At 53.0% G+C, this 16,779-nt stretch carries 21 protein-coding genes and 1 tRNA gene; 4 read left to right on the forward strand and 18 right to left on the reverse strand.

Annotated features, from left to right (window positions below; genetic code table 11):
* The first annotated feature begins 121 nt into the window (after positions 1 to 121).
* From IQ268_RS08765 to IQ268_RS08775, 3 genes are read left to right on the forward strand one after another with little or no spacing between them, the layout of a single operon-like run.
* On the forward strand, positions 122 to 466 hold the full coding sequence (locus IQ268_RS08765) for a hypothetical protein (protein ID WP_193877565.1): 345 nt from the start codon (positions 122 to 124) through the stop codon (positions 464 to 466).
* On the forward strand, positions 459 to 677 hold the full coding sequence (locus IQ268_RS08770; RefSeq protein WP_193877566.1) for a hypothetical protein: 219 nt from the start codon (positions 459 to 461) through the stop codon (positions 675 to 677). The genes IQ268_RS08765 and IQ268_RS08770 overlap by 8 nt, the downstream gene beginning before the upstream one ends.
* Entirely contained in the window at positions 674 to 1,015 is a 342-nt protein-coding gene (locus IQ268_RS08775) for a hypothetical protein (RefSeq protein WP_193877567.1), read from the forward strand. Before IQ268_RS08770 ends, IQ268_RS08775 begins: the two co-directional genes overlap by 4 nt.
* Here the strand turns inward: IQ268_RS08775 and IQ268_RS08780 are convergent.
* From IQ268_RS08780 to IQ268_RS08850, 15 genes are all read right to left on the reverse strand, one after another.
* On the reverse strand, positions 1,012 to 2,106 hold the full coding sequence (locus IQ268_RS08780) for an integrase (RefSeq protein WP_193877568.1): 1,095 nt from the start codon (positions 2,104 to 2,106) through the stop codon (positions 1,012 to 1,014). The genes IQ268_RS08775 and IQ268_RS08780 overlap by 4 nt on opposite strands.
* A gap of 97 nt (positions 2,107 to 2,203) precedes the next feature.
* Positions 2,204 to 2,339 (reverse strand) — tRNA-OTHER (locus IQ268_RS08785).
* Between the two features lie 104 nt (positions 2,340 to 2,443).
* Positions 2,444 to 3,034 (reverse strand): hypothetical protein, encoded by a 591-nt coding sequence (locus IQ268_RS08790; protein WP_193877570.1) that lies wholly within the window; start codon positions 3,032 to 3,034, stop codon positions 2,444 to 2,446.
* On the reverse strand, positions 3,015 to 3,272 hold the full coding sequence (locus IQ268_RS08795) for a hypothetical protein (protein WP_193877572.1): 258 nt from the start codon (positions 3,270 to 3,272) through the stop codon (positions 3,015 to 3,017). The genes IQ268_RS08790 and IQ268_RS08795 overlap by 20 nt, the downstream gene beginning before the upstream one ends.
* A gap of 4 nt (positions 3,273 to 3,276) precedes the next feature.
* Complete coding sequence (locus IQ268_RS08800; protein ID WP_193877574.1) at positions 3,277 to 3,795, reverse strand: hypothetical protein; 519 nt, start codon at positions 3,793 to 3,795, stop codon at positions 3,277 to 3,279.
* A gap of 1 nt (position 3,796) precedes the next feature.
* Positions 3,797 to 5,128 carry a hypothetical protein gene (locus IQ268_RS08805; RefSeq protein WP_193877576.1) on the reverse strand — a complete coding sequence of 444 codons (1,332 nt, stop codon included), beginning with the start codon at positions 5,126 to 5,128 and terminating at the stop codon, positions 3,797 to 3,799.
* A complete protein-coding gene (locus IQ268_RS08810; RefSeq protein ID WP_193877578.1) occupies positions 5,128 to 6,504 on the reverse strand; it encodes a hypothetical protein in 1,377 nt (458 codons plus the stop codon). The genes IQ268_RS08805 and IQ268_RS08810 overlap by 1 nt, the downstream gene beginning before the upstream one ends.
* Positions 6,505 to 6,507: 3 nt before the next feature.
* On the reverse strand, positions 6,508 to 7,125 hold the full coding sequence (locus tag IQ268_RS08815) for a phage tail protein (RefSeq protein WP_193877580.1): 618 nt from the start codon (positions 7,123 to 7,125) through the stop codon (positions 6,508 to 6,510).
* Positions 7,118 to 8,284 (reverse strand): baseplate J/gp47 family protein, encoded by a 1,167-nt coding sequence (locus IQ268_RS08820; protein WP_193877582.1) that lies wholly within the window; start codon positions 8,282 to 8,284, stop codon positions 7,118 to 7,120. Before IQ268_RS08820 ends, IQ268_RS08815 begins: the two co-directional genes overlap by 8 nt.
* 13 nt (positions 8,285 to 8,297) lie before the next feature.
* Positions 8,298 to 8,645: a hypothetical protein gene (locus tag IQ268_RS08825; RefSeq protein ID WP_193877584.1), complete on the reverse strand. Its 348-nt coding sequence runs from the start codon at positions 8,643 to 8,645 to the stop codon at positions 8,298 to 8,300.
* A 38-nt stretch (positions 8,646 to 8,683) separates the two neighbouring features.
* The gene (locus tag IQ268_RS08830) at positions 8,684 to 9,361 is read right to left on the reverse strand and encodes a lysozyme (RefSeq protein WP_193877586.1); all 678 of its coding nucleotides are present in this window, start codon (positions 9,359 to 9,361) and stop codon (positions 8,684 to 8,686) included.
* 39 nt (positions 9,362 to 9,400) lie between these two features.
* Positions 9,401 to 9,712 (reverse strand): hypothetical protein, encoded by a 312-nt coding sequence (locus IQ268_RS08835; RefSeq protein WP_193877588.1) that lies wholly within the window; start codon positions 9,710 to 9,712, stop codon positions 9,401 to 9,403.
* Complete coding sequence (locus IQ268_RS08840; RefSeq protein WP_193877590.1) at positions 9,712 to 10,305, reverse strand: phage baseplate assembly protein V; 594 nt, start codon at positions 10,303 to 10,305, stop codon at positions 9,712 to 9,714. Before IQ268_RS08840 ends, IQ268_RS08835 begins: the two co-directional genes overlap by 1 nt.
* Before the next feature lie 29 nt (positions 10,306 to 10,334).
* Positions 10,335 to 12,539, reverse strand: coding sequence for a hypothetical protein (locus IQ268_RS08845; RefSeq protein WP_193877591.1), 2,205 nt, complete (start codon positions 12,537 to 12,539; stop codon positions 10,335 to 10,337).
* 19 nt (positions 12,540 to 12,558) lie between these two features.
* Positions 12,559 to 12,849, reverse strand: coding sequence for a LysM peptidoglycan-binding domain-containing protein (locus IQ268_RS08850; protein ID WP_193877592.1), 291 nt, complete (start codon positions 12,847 to 12,849; stop codon positions 12,559 to 12,561).
* A 61-nt stretch (positions 12,850 to 12,910) separates the two neighbouring features.
* Between IQ268_RS08850 and IQ268_RS08855 the strand changes: the two genes are divergently transcribed.
* On the forward strand, positions 12,911 to 13,048 hold the full coding sequence (locus tag IQ268_RS08855) for a hypothetical protein (protein ID WP_193877593.1): 138 nt from the start codon (positions 12,911 to 12,913) through the stop codon (positions 13,046 to 13,048).
* A 7-nt stretch (positions 13,049 to 13,055) separates the two neighbouring features.
* On the opposite strand, the gene IQ268_RS08860 is transcribed toward IQ268_RS08855, so the two are convergent.
* From IQ268_RS08860 to IQ268_RS08870, 3 genes are all read right to left on the reverse strand, one after another.
* On the reverse strand, positions 13,056 to 13,853 hold the full coding sequence (locus IQ268_RS08860) for a hypothetical protein (RefSeq protein ID WP_193877594.1): 798 nt from the start codon (positions 13,851 to 13,853) through the stop codon (positions 13,056 to 13,058).
* Positions 13,850 to 16,162, reverse strand: coding sequence for a phage tail tape measure protein (locus IQ268_RS08865; protein WP_193877595.1), 2,313 nt, complete (start codon positions 16,160 to 16,162; stop codon positions 13,850 to 13,852). Before IQ268_RS08865 ends, IQ268_RS08860 begins: the two co-directional genes overlap by 4 nt.
* A 180-nt stretch (positions 16,163 to 16,342) precedes the next feature.
* A complete protein-coding gene (locus tag IQ268_RS08870; RefSeq protein ID WP_193877596.1) occupies positions 16,343 to 16,753 on the reverse strand; it encodes a hypothetical protein in 411 nt (136 codons plus the stop codon).
* Between the last annotated feature and the right edge of the window lie 26 nt (positions 16,754 to 16,779).

The raw sequence follows: 16,779 nt of genomic DNA on the forward strand, positions 1-16,779 counted from the left end.
GGAGGTTAGAACTCAGGCTGCAAACTTTCTCAACCTACGTTCCTTGGACTGTCCAGAGCGCCTATCTCGGAGCCAAAGGATACAAGCCTGACCTTGAAGACATCCCGTTCTAGCCGCAGCCATGCCGAACTCCAGATATGACCCCTCAGACTCCCGATACTGGGAGGAACCTGAAAGCAACGAAGACCTAGATCCAGGCTACTACTACGCTGAAGACCACTACGACGAGGACGACGATTCAATGAACACGTTAATTGAAAAACAAGCAGAAATTATCCAAACCCTTCAAGCAAAAGCGCTTGAAGATCCTTCGCCACAGACAATCGCATCATTGACCGCTGCAACATTGGCATTGAAAAACTTGCTAGAGATTAAGCAGGTAGTGGATCGCGATGGTTTGCCTACCGTTGAGGAATTGGTGGGGATTTTGGCCGATAGAAATAAGAAGGGCGATCGCAATGACTAAGCAAGGAGCAGCTTATGAATTCGGAGAAATTGTAAAAACGCCACACAACGAACTAGGGGAGGTTATTGGCATTTGGAAGGACGGTGCGCGGTGGCGTTACAGACTTAAATACCTTCACCATTGGACGGATTCGTGGTGGAAGGAAGACCAGCTTACCCGCGCCACTATTAATCAGGAACAACAGAGGATAGAGGAGGGCGATCGCCAGTGACCAAACCCAACATCGGAGAATTAAATCAACGGCTAGCCCTGCTGGAAGCTCAACAAGAATGGATCACTGCCATTCTTCAGGCGTATGGCATACAGGGAGTATGGCTCTCACCAGGTAAGGCAGCCAGCATCCTCGGAGTCACCCGCGATCGCATCATGGGCGAGATCCGCCGCGCCGAGCGGTTGAGAGCCGTCCGCAAAAGAGGGGATTGTCTATATGATGTCCATTACCGTGACGATCGAGATCCAGAAGAAGGCGTGGAGCCTGTCTGGAAAGCAAACATCATCGAATTTCGCAAACTCCTGGCAATCCCACCCGATGAACGAAAACTGCCCTAAGAACGCCGCCTCATTACCTCCTGATACACCTTCAGATAGGGTTGTTCTCCCCACCACGCCCGATATTTAGTCAGATGAGTGTCAAGGCTGTGCCCCATTGACTTAGCGAGAAAGTCTGGCGGGAAACCAAACTCAAACCCGCGCCGAGCATAACAATGGCGCAAATCATAGGGAGTGAATCCAACCTCAAGTTGGCGAAATCTTTGAGAAAGAGACATCCCTAATTGATTGTTATTTCGCCCCTCGATCTTTATGGATGGAATCTGATAATTTTGAACATCAAATTCCCAAAAGTCGGCGGGAATTGGGAAGGCGGTATGTTGTCCAGTTTTGGTTTCTTCTGGAACTTCCAACACCGCTGGCTCCTGGCCTAGTCGGTCGGTATGCACCACAAACGCTTCATGAGGGCGCAAACCATAAACGCACAAAGCATCGTAAAGCCACACCCAGCCGTAAGATTGAAATTTTTTTCTAGCCGCAGCGATGAGGCGATCGCTAGGCAGATCTCGTGGATTAACCGATCTAGACGCAGAATATCCCTTACCCATCTCCTTCAGGTCATCCGCCCCTACCAGCTCAGCAAACTCTGCCAGCAGTCGAAACGCCATTGCATATCCCTGCCTGCTTCGAGTTCCTGGATCGCTGCGCTCCAAAATAATTCGCTTCAACAGCTCCAGGCTCAACGGCTCATCTAGCGGTAGGTGACGAAACTTCAGTTCATAATCCTTGTGCCACGAATTGAGCGTGGAAGGAGTTTGTTTGGTATTGTTCCAATGATGATCTGTAAACTTCTCAACCCACTCCCCTACTGTCTCGGAGGGTTTTTGCTTGCCCTTGAGATAGGGCGTCCAGTCAAATTTCTCCTTAATTAGTTGACTTTCCATCTCCTGAGCAATGGCGAACGCCATCCGCAACCCAGCAAACGTAGCTGGCTTACCCGCACTAATCTCGTAAGATTTAGCATGACTACCGTCCCCTGGCTTTGGCGGAAATGTGCCACGAATCGATAGCCGTTTACCTCTAATGCGAATGCTGACCAACGACAAGAGTTGGTTGGTTTCGGCCAGACGCTCATCAAATCCAGTTCCCATTTGCCCAAAATTTGCCCAAAAAATAACCTCAGACAGACCTAGTTTTTGATTAAAAACCTATTCTGTCTGAGGCAAGCTTAAGGCTAAAACCTAGAAACGGAGAGGGAGGGATTCGAACCCTCGGATACCCCTAAAGGCATCAACAGATTAGCAATCTACTCAACAATTCTTCTAAGGCTTGATGCAGAAGCCTTGTGAAAATTGCCAAAAAACAAATTCCCCCATTTCTCCCCCAAATAGGGTGTTTTAAGCCCTTCACATCTGTCGCTATTCGGGGGTGTGGGGCGCTAGTCGAGCTAATTGAGCGGATCGCTCCGCCGCTCTAGGCCGGGTAAGCTTACAACAAAATTTGATGGTTGCTCTGCACATATTTGTCAGCGATCGCATTAATCAGTTCCTCCCACCTAATTTCATCGTCGTGAAAGAGGAGAAGCTGTTGAGCGAGATCGGCGGCAATGAATCGAGCGTAATGATTGGGATGCTTAAGGGTCTGAATCCCAACAAGATCGCAGAGATAAGCAAACCGAACGCGAACTCGAATGGTCTTTGTGAGGGGATCGGGAATCCTTGCCACCTCAACCAATGCAAGAATATGCGTCGGTGTCGGATGGCGACGAGCGGAAAGTGCGACATCCCAAGATGCTCTAACACTTCCCGGCTCAAGGGATCGGCGCTCTCCAGCTCCGTTAGGTGATGCCGTCCATCTAACCTGATCGCAGGTAAGGAGTAGGTCATATTGCCCTTGATAGGCTGGGATGAATCGGTAAGTGGCCGCAGCTCCCGCCACCGATCGCTTGAGTCGATGGAGAACTCCGAGATTGGATTGCCAGCTTCGTTCGACGGAGACAGTTTCTCGTTGCGATCGTCTGGCGAGTCGCTTAATCCATCGGAGTAGTCGCGTGAGCCAGTCATTGTTGTGTTGTGCCACTATCGTCGGGCATGGTTGGGCTTGAGATGGCACGATCGACCGGGGCGATCGTCTGTGCAATTTTTTCATCCAATGAGCGGGTTGGAGCAAGCCACGCGCCCGTCATAACCGTCAGGCCAAGCGAGATTTGAGCCGACGGGTCGTAGTCGGAAACCAGATTGGATTTGTGCAGGGCTTGCGCGATGATCAGCAATCCTGCTACAACCCCAAAAGACTCCACTGAGAGAAATTTACGCATTGTTCTAGGGGATAGGTTGGAGATCAAAATCGTCTGGATTGAAGCCGTGGATTTCGAGGCGCGATCGCAGCCATTCCAGCTCTTCGGCTGTGAAGTCTCCAATGCCCGCAATGCCTCGCAATCCATCACGAACATCAGCAATAGCAGTCGCGAAATCGCTCAGATGATGGGTGGTCGTCAGGGTGCCATAGAGCAAAGTGAACGCTTTATTCGCCTTTAAAGTTCGCCCCGCTCCTTCGTAGACCTTTGCCCAAGGCATCGATCGTCGCAGATCCTCAACTAGGCCATCCCAATTCTGTAAAGGCATAGGAACCGGAAGTGGAGGCAATTCCCAACTGCTCTCATTCCAGTAGTGTAGTGAGCTGGGTTGAGGCGGTTTTGCAACAACTGCCGTGCCGTCAAAATAAGCTTCTGCGGGTTCTAGCTCTTCACCTTCTGCTAAAGCAAATCCCACAGGCAGCACCTCAGGCTTGGTGTCCATCGGCGGACTTACCACCTGATTATCAGCAATGAAATACCACATATCAGCCCACCGGTAAGAGAGTTCGATTTGTTAGCAGGCCAGCGACTCCAGCTCCTTGGTGGCTGCCACCTGCCCCACCAAAGCCACCACCACCACCGCCTGCATAGCCTGTTCCCGTGCTTGTGCCAGCAGTCCCACCTGTCAGCAGAATTGTTCCTGATGGAGAATTGTTGGGCGACAGAAAAGCGCCATGCCCACCACCGCCACCGCCACCACCAAAACTGCCAGAACTGCCAGTTCCGCCAACAGCGTTGCTGCCATTGCCACCGCGCACGTCAACGGTTGAGCCTGCTTGCAGCGTGATCGAGATGAGCGATTTTACAAGCACCAACCCACCAGAACCACCTCCTGATCCGCCAAGGGTTCCAGATGACGTGCCTAGCGTTCCAACAACGGCATTGCCGCCTCTAGCGAGAATCGAGCCGGTTGATCCCAGGATGAATGCTCCAGCGCAATCAAAAATCAATGTTCCGCCCGCATCTCCCCCCTTCGAACCAGAACCGCCTGTTCCGACGGCAGTTAAGAAGATCGTGCCGTTTGCGCCGCTTGATCCAATTGGATTGAGGAAGTAGTTGTAGGCGCTACCACCAAACACCTCGCCACCCAAACCGCTGCCTAAGCCAGGGTTGGCAACAATAATTGTGTTGGCGTAGGCGAGTGTTCTTGCCCCGGCTCCTGCTAGGGATGTCGTAACATTTATCGTGCCATTGATAGTGCAGGTGCCACTGATATGGATCTTTGCGCCAGCAGAGATGGTCAGGGTGGCAGCAGATTCAATCGTGAAGTTGCGAAAGTAATACTCGCCCTGGTTAAACGTGGCGGTTGTGGTGAGCAAATAATCGCCTTGATCCCCACTCCCCCCAAAAACTCGGATTGCTTCTGCTCGGGGTAGTACCGGCTGTGCATCTCTCGGAAAAGCAGGGACGATCGCAGTAACAACGCCTGCCACCGTCGTCACTTGCGCTAGTGGTACAGACGCGACAGGACGTAGGATGGCTGTACTGACAACGCCAGTTGTGGAAATGAAGACAAAAGAGGTGCTGTTGTCAGGCAGTGCTAAAGCCCCTGGAGCAATGGTGGTGATCGCCCCGTTAGGCAGCGTGATCGCACCTCCGGTATGGTTGATGCTTAAACCGATACCAGCCGTGACCTTGAGCACGTCCCTGAACGTGCGCCATTCCTGCTTGATCTGCCCTGCCGCATTGCTCAGTTCATCGTCGGTAAGTCGAGGGTAATGCCCATCGATATCTTGGTCGTCGAAGACAAGGTTTTGGATGGCATTAAACCAAGCTGCATAAGCCCTAGAGCCATTGGCGTAGACTGTTTTCGCCATCAATCAATTCTCCATAACTCAACTTCGGTAAAGATTTCGGAAATAGTTGCTTCCCCGCACGCTCCTCCCAAACCGCTGCCTGCGAAGGCATTAAGGCAGTAATGGCGGATCTCAAAGTCGGTATTTGCAGCGATCGTAAAAGTGCCTTGCAGCAAGGAAAGGGAGGCTACTACATCAGTCGAGTTAGAGTAGCTTGGCTTGCCATCGATCGTTCGCGTCGAACTAGTTGCATTCCACAGAAAAATTCGATGAGCGTTAACCGCAATTCCGGGAGCAGACGCAAAAATGCGGTACGTGCCAGCTCTTAAGGTGAAGCGGTTTGAACTCAGGTTGGTGACATCGCCTGAGTTGGTAACAATCGAGTTCAGGGTTCGAGTCTGAATTCCTGCAAATGCTGACCCACCGTTTGTTCCTGATGCCTTACTATCCACAATTCGGGAATAGCGATGAACGCTATCTTTCACAAACTTGCAGTTCGCAACCCTCCCTCCATTCGTGGCGATCGCCACGTTCTGATCCTGATTGGGAGTAGTCGGGTTGCCCGTCAAAGCAGCATTGTTCAGCCGACTGACGATTTCTGCAACTGTAAATGCTGTTGTTGCCAGTCGGGTTGTGTTATTCCCAACGGTTTGTGTTGGAGCAGTCGGATTCCCTGTTAATGCCGCATTGGCTAGGGGTGCTAGCGTCACCAGAAAATCTCGCACCGCATTCGCACTGGGTGCCCACAGCGCTCCATCCCACCCGGCTGAATTGAAGGCCGTATCCTGCCCCCCGGTGCCCCCTGAATCACCTTTCGCGCCAGATTGCATCCAGTTTGAGTTAGCGATCGCGGGTGTTTGGCCTGCGGCTGGAGTGGCGCTAATCCAAATCCAGCTCGATCCCGCATAAGAAACGCAGTCGTCAAGCTGATAGTGAGTTGCAGCGTTATATTCCCCCAGGTACCTCGGCCCACCTCGTAATGCTGCGGCGTATTGCTGATTTGTGGTCAACAGCCGCGCCAACCGAGCGATCGCCGTATCCAGGGAATCGGTGCTAACGCCAGTGGGAATCAGCTCTGAGAAGTCAACCGATGCCAAATTCGGGACAAAAGCGTGAAAGTCAATCAGCGGATCGTTGTCTAATCCGGTTTCAGTTGCAGCATTTGTTGCCCAAAACTGGAAATGATAGGTGACTCGCGCCGTCTCACTTTCGTGCAGGTTGATGTTGAGGTTGCTAGCAGTGGCAGCGATTGCAAACTTGTACAGGCGCGGCAAGACAGTGGTGTGAGGCGTTGTGGACGAATTCACAACTGCGCTATCAGCCTGCACCCAAAGTTGACCCGCTAGAAGCTGCCCTCCAGAATCCTGAAGAGTGCCTTTAATATTGCAAAGGGACATTTGTTAAGCCTCAAAAACCGGATCACCGCAGGCGCTGAAACCCACGTAAAAAGCGTCGTAACAGACCAGCGAATCGCAAAACGCAGGGGAATAAAGCCGATTCAGCTTCTCTGCCAGCTTGAACTCGGAACTCTCCCGCAGATATTTCAGTGGCAGCAGGAGATAATAAACCCATTCCGGGCTGCCCAACGTGCCTGGTAGTTCAGAAATGCCAACCAGGAATGAAGCTCCCAGCCAAACTTCATGATCGATATCAAATAGCTCAAGCAGGTAGGCTAAGACAACCTCGCTGCCTTTGTTTGCCCAGATATCAACGCCGTCGAAGGCGTTGGCAATGAGCGATCGCTTCACCTCGTCTGACCACGCCTTATCCCAGTACTCGCCAGTGAACCCGCAGAGCAGTCTCAGGAAATCCAGCCATGCCGGATCGCAAGTCGCGGGATTGAGCTGTCGGGGCAGATCGCCAACGGTAGTTTTGGTTGCAATTAGGAGTTCATCAAAGTAGACCGTTAACCAGTCTGCGATCGGTTCTCCTTCTTCTTTGCGGTAACCCTCATTGACTCCCGGCAGGCGGCTATAGATGGGGCGACCGGATTGCCACGCTTCATAGGTGCTAGACATAGTCCTCACCCGCTCCCTTCAAGATGGCGTATTGATTGCCAATGTCATCAATCAGCGTGCAGTAAAGGCTGTGAGCCTTGGGCAGCGAGTAGGGGTAGGGCATTGGCAAGTTGGTCGTTTGCTCGTTTAGAGTCAATGCCTGTATATAGCCGATGCCCCCGGCCAGCCGCAGTGCGTACTCCACCTCTTTGTGAATCACACTGCTGCCTGTAGAGAACTTAGTTGGCGCAAGATAATCTTGGTACGCTTCCCAGAGGCGTTGCGCCACATCGGTTGGATCTTCTCCAACTCCAAGCTTTGCGACCAAATCTGCATCAACGTTGACTAGGTCGATCGAGCTGACATAGAGCGACGTGCCGATCTGCGTTCTAGGGGCGATCGCTTCATAAACCTGGCTCAACTGAGCAGAATTTGCCGCCTCTCCACTCTGGTTGAGCATAAACAAATGAACTGCCCCAAGCTGGTAGCTGATCTTGTCTCCCGATAGGAGTCCGATCGCTTTTACAACTGAGCCTTCCCCTAGAACAGCTTTGGCTTCCTGCTCATAGTCATCCGCTGTGACAATGTTGCGACGGCGAATGGCATTCAACCCACGGGCGATCGCACTCTCTTGAGACTCCTCATCCGTTCCTCCAGCGGCGGCTTCCAGATTGATGACCGAGGCCAGATAGGTCAACGGCTGGGTGAAGCGGGTGATGGTGTAGGCAGGCAGGTTGCTTGTTGTGCCGATCGCCTCTGCTGTAGCTGGTACCGTGCCGCTAATTCCACCAGGTGGGATGGTGAGCAGGGCATTGGTTGTAAAAGTAACGCGGTTGCTGCTATCAGCGACCTGAAACCCCTGAGGAATCGTATAGGGTGTCGATAGAGGCTGAGCCAGGGTGAAGGTGACATTGACAGTTGCTTTGGTTCCTAGACGACGTTCAACGCCTGCATTCCTCAAAAACGCAATGAGCAGGGCTGCGGGCAGTTTGTTGACATGCCACAACATCTCGGCGGCACAAAATCCCATCCCCTCAACAAAGACCCTCACCACGCTGCTGGTAGAGAAGTCGTTGAGCTTTCTCTCGCTGGCGTTATAGGTTCTGACTAGCGATTGTTCTACAAGCTGGCGCTCATTCCTCGGATCTAGAACCGGGTATTCAAGTGGCTGGCTATCCATGTTCTAGGGGAAGCTAATTGGCTAGTTGAAAGTTGAGTGGTGGCTGGGGTAAACCGTTCACAGTCCAGTAGATAGAGACGATCGCCGCCCCGTTTTCACCAATTCGACCAGTCACGTTGAACTCGATGTTAGAAACTTCTCGCTCTAGTGCCTGTCTAACGGTTTGTGCCGTCAGGTGAACATCAGGAACTGCATTAAACAGCAGGTCGGGGGTGCCGTACTGCGGCTGCATGATCCGTTCTAGGGGTTCTGTCTCCAAAACGGAGAGGATGTGGCAGCGAGTCAGCTCCACATCTTCTGCTAGTTTCAGCGTTCCATTTTCGATTTGAAGCGGGTATGCAATGCCCCGTTGAGTTGCCACAAATGAATCCAAGCCCTTCACCTATAGGCTTTGTCCAGTCAATCTTTCAAAAAGAGTTCTCGTTCTGCGTTCCGCCGACGAACCAGGCCAGGCAGAATACGTCCGCCAGCTTTGTTCCAGGCACGGAACTGGTCAGCGGCTGACTGATATTGCTTTTGGTTTAGCAGTCGTAAAAGGGTCGATCGCTCCAGTGCCCCAACCCCCACGTTGAAGGCAAAGCTGACCAGCGCTGCGAACTGATTGCCTGTCAGCTTGACATTAACCAGTCGCTCGACGGCACGTTCAAACCGCTCCAAATCTGCACGGAGTAATGCCTCAGCTTCGGTTTGGGTGATGGTCATGCCCATTTTGACCCCTTTTGTTGAGCCATACCCGATTGTGGGCACTCCCGCAGGGCATTTGTATGCCGCCAGCCTGCACCCTTCAAATTCTTTGATCAGGCTCAAACCAGCCTGATTGATTTGGCGTGATTTGGGGGCGATCGCTTCAACGGGCTTGCCATCAACCTCAACATGCCTACCAAACACGATCCACTCATGTCGCCCCAGAAGCGGAGTGAGCAGTACCACGCGTAAGTGCCCGTTATCGGTTGGTTCAAAGGAGTGAATTTGAAACACATCGCCTCTGGCGACAAAGACTTTCTGATCTGGGGCAAGTTGAGAGGCTTGATCCGTGGAAAATTTAAACGCTGTAGGTTCTGTGGTCTTGAGTTGCATTGTTGAGCATGAAATGAGGTCTCAACAATGGGGTTTGTCCTATAAGATTTTGTTCATCTTGCGTTTATCCAAATCTTGAATTGCAGCCCAAAGTGTTGCGATCGCCCCCTCAATTTGGGTCAGCCGAGTGGATAATGTGCTGATTTGAGTGCTTAGTGTGGCGATCTGAGCTGTTGTTGGTGAATCCGATGGTGAAGCGCTCATCAATCTCACTATCAGGTGAGAGAATGCCTGTTCACTTGGTGTTTTGCTGATTCCATCCTCCCACTGCTGCGATTTCAGCGCGGCAACATCAGCGGTCGATAGCGCTCCTTTCTGGACAAATTTATCTGTGTATTTCGTGCGAATCATCAATATCCTCTCGTTTCCAAAACGTCCCCATCGGAATCAACTGCGCCAATCGTGGCAACATCCTTGCCGTTGATGGTGACACCGCTACTGGTCAGCTCTAGGGTGTACCCTCCAACTTGAAGCTTGATGCGCTCTCCTGCTTTGATAGTCAGGCTTTTCCCTACCTCAATGGTTTGAGTTTCACCCACCGTGAGAATGTCATCTTTGCCGATTTTGAGGACGCGATCGCCTTCAATCGTCCGAGCATCATCATTGATTGGATCGTCACTCTCGCGTTCAGGGTTGGGTAGGTTGGTGATCACCCCCCCGTAAATCCCTTGATGTGGGTCTCCATTGATGAAGCGGACTTCAACTGTCATTCCTGGTTTAGGTATCTGCGGATCGTCGCTATGGCTATTGGTCGATCGCCATAGCCAGTCCGTTTCAACCTTGCCCCCGGTATGCTGAAGGGTGCATTTGATGCGCCGTTTCCCCAATGGATCATCATTGCGGGTGACAATACCTAAATAGGTGAATGGGAGCCGCCCTTTCAGGTCGTTGGCAATCTGGCTGGCTTGTTTGCCTGATCGCAGCAGTTTAAAGATTTCACTCATGTTCTGGGGGAGGATTGATGGCTGAGTGGCTAGCACTTGAGGCGATAAAAGCGGCCTTGAACCCTGTAATAACGGTTCATTTCAGAGTTTGGCGCGACCCAAGCAAAGCGGGCGCGGCTGGATGAGTTGGAGATAACCTGCGTCGCACCTGATGCCAGCACAATGCCGATGTGAGAGCCACCGTTGCCCTTCCAGACGACGATGTCTCCAGGCAGAGAAGCAGCTTCTGCTACTTGCGTTCCGCCGCCATTTTGCAAGCCTGCTTCCGCCGCCGCCACAGCATCAGAGCCGCCCCAGGGATTGCTGATTCCAGCACGCTCTAAAACGCGGTTCACGGCATAGACGCACGCTATGTTGCCATTGCCTGGGCCATTGGCCGTGCTGAATCCTTGCATTGATATTGCTGCCTGATAAAGGCGTTGAGCGCAGGGGCTGGCTGGATCAACCGTTCCACCTGCTCCAGCTTCACCGATCGCCTCTCCGATTTTGGGTGCCATTGGCGCGTAGAAGCGAATGCTGGATTTGAGACCTCCCTGCTGGTAGTCATGGCTGACGGTTTCGATCGCCCATGCTCGGTTCAAGAAATCAGCATGATGTCCCGCTGTGATAAACGGTGTGTCGGGTGTGAGTAGCAAAGCAGCAGGGGTGGTGGTAAACGTCGCTGAACCGGGAAACCCTTTGACTCGCAGCGCCGCATCTCGATTTGCACCATCGGCAACGTCGGTTTCTCCAGTTGTTCTAGGGGATAGGGGAGGCGTTGCGGCTCCGGTAGTAGCAACCGTTCCTGCTGTGGCAGTGCCCGTTGCTCCCTGATTTTCGGGTTGCTCTTCGTTGATCTGCCCCGTAAGCGGGTCAATCGTTGTTTTCAGCTCTCCGCTTGTGCTGGCGGTCGTTGGTTGTGAAGCGATCGCCCCTCCGCCCTGATCGGTTTGCGCCTGGTCGTTCACCTCGAACGAGTCCATGTTGACTCCGTATTCCAGCACAAACCCCAATGGACGGTTTTTGCGGGGTTCAATGCAAAGCTTCGGCCCCTCATCGTAAATGCGGTATCCAATACGATCGCACTCCCGCCGCAGCAGTGCGTAGTCTGAAATACCGGTTTGATCCAAATGCTCGTAAGTGGGGCCGTCCGCTTCCATCTGGAGTGTTAGACCATAAGCGTTAGCTACCCGCTGCGCGAGCTGCTTTAAAGTGAGGTTTTGATAGGTTGAGTTCTTCAGTCGCCGCGTCATTGTCCAGCGAACGCTCTGCCCCTCAAAGGTTGTGGTACTGAGATCCATCCCTTTGAATCGGGTGCCCGTGTGAATGAACGAAAACTCAGCTAGTTGGTCGGGTTCATAGCCCATCCAAATCGTGATTTGTGCCCCCTTGTCGGCAATTTCTATCAGGGTCGGTGCTTCTGTTGTTGGGGGTTGAGCGGGTGGCGATGTAGGCTGGCCTTGCATCAGCCCATCAATTTGCCCCAACCATTGCTGAGCATAGCCAGCAATCAAATCCGCGCGATCGGTGCCGTTCACCACCCGCCGAGCATTACGAAAGTCGCGTCGATTCCCGCCCACATAACGATCGAGCCTTGCGCCAGTAAAGACGCCGTTGCTCATTCCATGAACAAGGGTGTACAGAGCGATATCGGGGTCTGCTGCTCTTGTCGGATTGGAAACCAGGTCAACTCCGGTCAGTTCGCTATAGCGGGTATAGTTGCGCCGTCCGGTGATCTGCACATAGCCTCGCCCTTTAAAGCGTTGCCCATCTCCAGGCTGGGTGTTACCCAGATCGTTAACCCTTCCCTCATACGCAGCACCGCTGGCAATCTCCGTCATGAGTTGCCCCATGTTGGATTCGTGTTGAGCCGTTGCCAGAATGTAGGCAATCTGAGCGCGATCGGTTACCCCTTGGCGCAAGCATTCGCCGACGATGGCCTTTGCTGTAGCATCGCTGTTACCTCCGCCAAAGCCCGACAAACCCGCTACTGCACCCTGGTTCACGGGTGAGGGAAGCCCGGTCAACCCACCCTGATTAAAGGAAGCAGTCATATACTGATCTGCCCATTTCTGGAGCGGATCGTAAATCTCGAAATTGCAACGGCTCGATCGCTCTCCCTCTCCCAAGCTCACGCTGGCTGCCATCAAATAGCCATCGCCACTGGAGAACAGATCATTGCCAATTTTGCATTTAACGAATGGGCAAATTAGCCGCAGCCCTGCGGCATTGTTGAGGCTCTGAAGTTGTGGCATGGCTTAGGTTTGGAGCGCCCTAATACAAAAAGCTAATTAACTTGATGGCCTGGTTGAGGCTTTGCCCATTCACGCCACGGGCGAGGCTGCTCAAATCTGCTTCCCCTAGAACAGATCCAATGCGATCGCGTGCCAATCGTTCAATATCTTGCACTGACGGGATTTGCAGCTCGGTGCCGATGGGGATGTTAGAGAAGATGTCTATGCTGTTCAGATCTGCCAAATCACGCCAACGATCGACGATACCCAGTTCCCGATGGGCGATCGTTGCCAAGCTTTCTCCCAGTTCAAATCTCGCAGAACGCGCCATATACCCACTTCGTTATTAAGCCAACTCCGCCTTTAAACTCAATCATTTGGGGATTGACCCCATGCTTTCTAGCTATGGCGATCGCCGCATCCGGGTCAACAGCCAGAAACTCTATTCCATAAATCAGTCCGTACTCAGTTCCTACGATTTCAAGGGTGTGACGAAATGGCAGCGGGCGTGGAATTCGCTCGCACCATAGACGCACCTTAGTCAAGCGATTGCTCGCTAACATCGAACGTGCGCCCGTCCCATGTGCCAACTGTGCCAATTGCCTCTCCCTGCTCATCTGTGATTCTCACAGCCCCCGTCTCCCGGTCGCTCGAAAATCGATAACGGCTTGCCCTGATCCGATCTTGTAGCGCAGCCGGTAGTTTACTGAGGTTGGCCTGTAGCCAGTTTCGCGCCTCGGCTCCGGCCTCTTCGAGTTGGCGATCGGTCAAAGGGCTTGCTAACTTCTCGCCGTCACCCTCTGGTTCTGGCCGTGAGGGAGGACGCTCTTTAGGAATTTCGACCAGGGTTAGTGAAAGCCGAATGCTGGCAGGCTGTCCGTCACTAAGCCATGCTGACTCTCGCCGTTTGATGCTGGTCAGAACACATGGTCCAAACTGCCTTGAACCCCACACAAAGTAGAGTACCGGTGGGTTGAGGTTTTGAGACTGGTAGTCACGCGAAAGGAGCGATCGCAACTTGTTGATGATGGGTTGCAGGCTGCGGCGGGCAAACCAGGTCTCCAGCAGCAGGTCATTGAGTTGCAAGGTTTCCCCGTCGGTGTAATACCACTGCTGATCCTGCACGTTCGTCGCGGCGGCGGTTGCCTTGGAGTACACCGCCTGCTGGTCAAAGTTCAGCTCCTCAGGATTGGCAAGGAAGGTGAACGACGTTTGCTCACCCTGACCCGTGCCAGTAAGTTGTGATTCCAGAATCAGCGATGCCCAGATGCGATCGCCACTTTTAGGAACCTCAGGCAACTCCCCTAGAACAGCCGGATTGTTAAATGAGGTCATGTTAGGAACCCGGCCTCATACGCTTGATATTGCTCGTCCATCCGCGCCATCAGCCGATCGAGTAAAGAGTCCATATTCTCTCCAGGCTGCTGGTAGAGATTGATTTGCGGAGCGAACGTGCCACCTCCACGACCGCCCATTGATGCGGCAACTGCCCGTTGCTGACCCTGGTTCAAAATCGCTTCCGAGCTGTTGGCAACGACTAAGCGAGAGCCGCTAGGCATCCGGCGCGTTTCGGCGATCGCTGCACCCAGCAAGCTACCTAAAGAGCCGCCTGCTGCATTTCCGGCTACGCCTGCAATGGGAACCCCTCCGCCAAAGAGACCTCCCGCCACTGGAATGCGAGACATAAACCCGCCAATCGCGGCCGAAGCGCCCCCTACTCCAGACTGAATGCCCTTGGTGAGATTTCCAATTAGATCTGCCCCAGCCTGGAACATACGAGAGCCAACGTTTTGAATGGTGGCAAGGATGCTGTCTCCCATCGCTGTGACCGTCGAGATAACCCCTTCGATCGCTGAGACGACAGCCGCTTTTGTCTCCAGCCAGGTCATGCGAATGTCTAGTCCCAGGTTGACAAACAGCATCTTGATGCTCGTTACCCAACTGCCAGCGATCGCCCCAATCGAGGTGAAAATCATGCGAATATTTAGCCCTACATCGACAAACATCATTTTGATGTTCGTTATCCAACTGCCAGCGATCGCCCCAATCGAGGTGAAAATCTGAGTCAAATGGCCGGGAAGGTGAACGACTGAGCCGATAACAGAAGCAGCCATCAACCCGAATGCCTCCCCAATATTTCTGGCACCGGCTGCCGCTTCACCCTGCCCAAACCAACTGCTGATCATTTGCAGAGTCTGCTGAATCTGCTCACCAGACCAGACGATCAGCGGCATCATTTCCGTGATGATTGGCTCAACTCCAGTCTTGAAGCCTTCAGCAAAGCCAGTAAAGAATTCTTTTATGGTGGCCCAGTTTTTGTAGATGACGACTCCGATCGCGGCAATTGCGCCTAGCCCCAACAGGATGGGGGCAAACGAAATGCCTGCAACGAATCCAACCACGGTTGTGAGGGCTGGCAACAGTGGCGTAATGGCGGCAACTGCCAGCGTTGCACTGCCCACGAATGTTAGAACTCCCCCAGCAACAGCGGCGATCGCCGCTGCCATGCGAGTGACGCCAGGATGTTCAGCGGCAAAACTGGCAATTCCCTGCACCAACGGCACAAATGTGCCCACTAGAGAGTTCATGCTGGGGAGCAGTGCTCTGCCGACGTGGATTTGAATTTCCTGAAATGCATTCCTTAGCTGGGCGATGCCGTTGGCGGATGTTCCCACCCGTGCTTCAAATTCGGCCTGCATCGAGCCTGCGTACTGCGACTCATCTGCAACCATTTCCAGCGCTTTGGTTAAGCCGGTAGCATCGTTGGCTAATGTTGCCATCACCCGCGCATCACCCCCATCGCCAAACAAGCGATTGATGGCAGATGCTCTCATGGTTGGTTCCAACCGATTGAGCTGCTGAGTCAGTAGAACGATCGCTCCGGCTGCATCCTGCTGTACTGCCTGTTCCATACCTGCCGCAGAGATGCCGATATCATCCAGCGCTGCCTGGAATTTGGGCATCTGGCTGGTGGCGGTTTGCAATTTGGGCAACATGCTGGAGATCGCTGTTGCAGCAACTTCTGGGGCGTTCCCCAACGCAATAATTGAGCTGGAGAGCGCCGCAGATTCGGTGCTGCTCAGGCCAAACGATCGCGCCACACCCCCGATCCGGGTCATCGTGTTGACGATGTCCGCTGCCGTGGAGGCGCTGTTGTTGCTCAGGTGGTTGATTGCGTCTGCAACGGTTCCCGCTCCGTCAACCGAGAGTGAGAACACGTTCATCAGTTTGGCGGTAGACTCACCCGCCTGCCCTGCTGCCATATCAAAGGCAATGCCCATTTTGGCAGTCTGCTCGGTGAAGGCAGTGATGTCACCCGCTGCGATGCCGAGTTGTCCGCCTGATGCCGCGATGTTAGCCAGATCAACCGCTGTATTGGGAATCGTGCGGCTGAGTTTGAGTAAGGCGTCATCGACTTTATACGCCTGAACTTCCTCAACCCCTAGAACCTTGTTAACATCTGCCATTGCAGACTCAAAGGTCATAGCAGCATTGGCTGACATCCCCAGCGCCGCACTAATTGTTGCGCCAATTCCTGTGGTAACGGCCCCCAGCCCAACGAACTTGCCAGTGGCTTCTTTAAGAGCAGGAGTCAGCTCGTCGATCGCATCCAGGATGACGGTGACACGGTTGGTTCTAGCCATTAGCTATCCTTCTTTTCCTGGTGGAACTCCAGCCAGGTCTCAAATAGGTACAAAACTTCAGCAAGGGGCTTACGCTGAGCCTCAGAAAAGAAGCTGTTGTAATGCCCTCCACACATGGCTAGAACTGCTTTTGTCAGCTCACCGACCCGAAATACGCGTCCTTGCAGAGCAAAGACCGGATCAGACTCCGTAAAGCTGTCCGAGCTGGGTAACCGAATCGAAAAACCGAAAAAAGTCCAGGGCTGCCTTGTAGCGTCGCTGGTTTGGAACCAGTTTTGACAGCGGCATTGAAGTTAAATCTTTGTAGGTGATGCCAGGGCGATCGCCATGCTGCACGCACAAGATTTCGACCGCCTTGTAGATCAAGGCATTCATCCCGGTACTTTCTTCTCGTTGCTGCCGCTGAAGTACGAACGATTCGATTCGGGTGACGTCTTCTCCCGTCGGCTCACGAAATACACATTCTTGCCCGTCTTCCAGGAAGAAGGCGATCGAGCCGTCATCGTTCACAGAAATTTCCATCGTTGCTGATTGCTGAGGAGTAGCGATCGCATCAGCAGTGCCGTTGGTTTCAACTGGTTTAACTTTCATAGATTTCTGAGGGCAGAGGTGGCAGG

The sequence above is a fragment of the Oculatella sp. LEGE 06141 genome, assembly GCF_015207605.1.
GTDB lineage: Bacteria > Cyanobacteriota > Cyanobacteriia > Elainellales > Elainellaceae > Oculatella.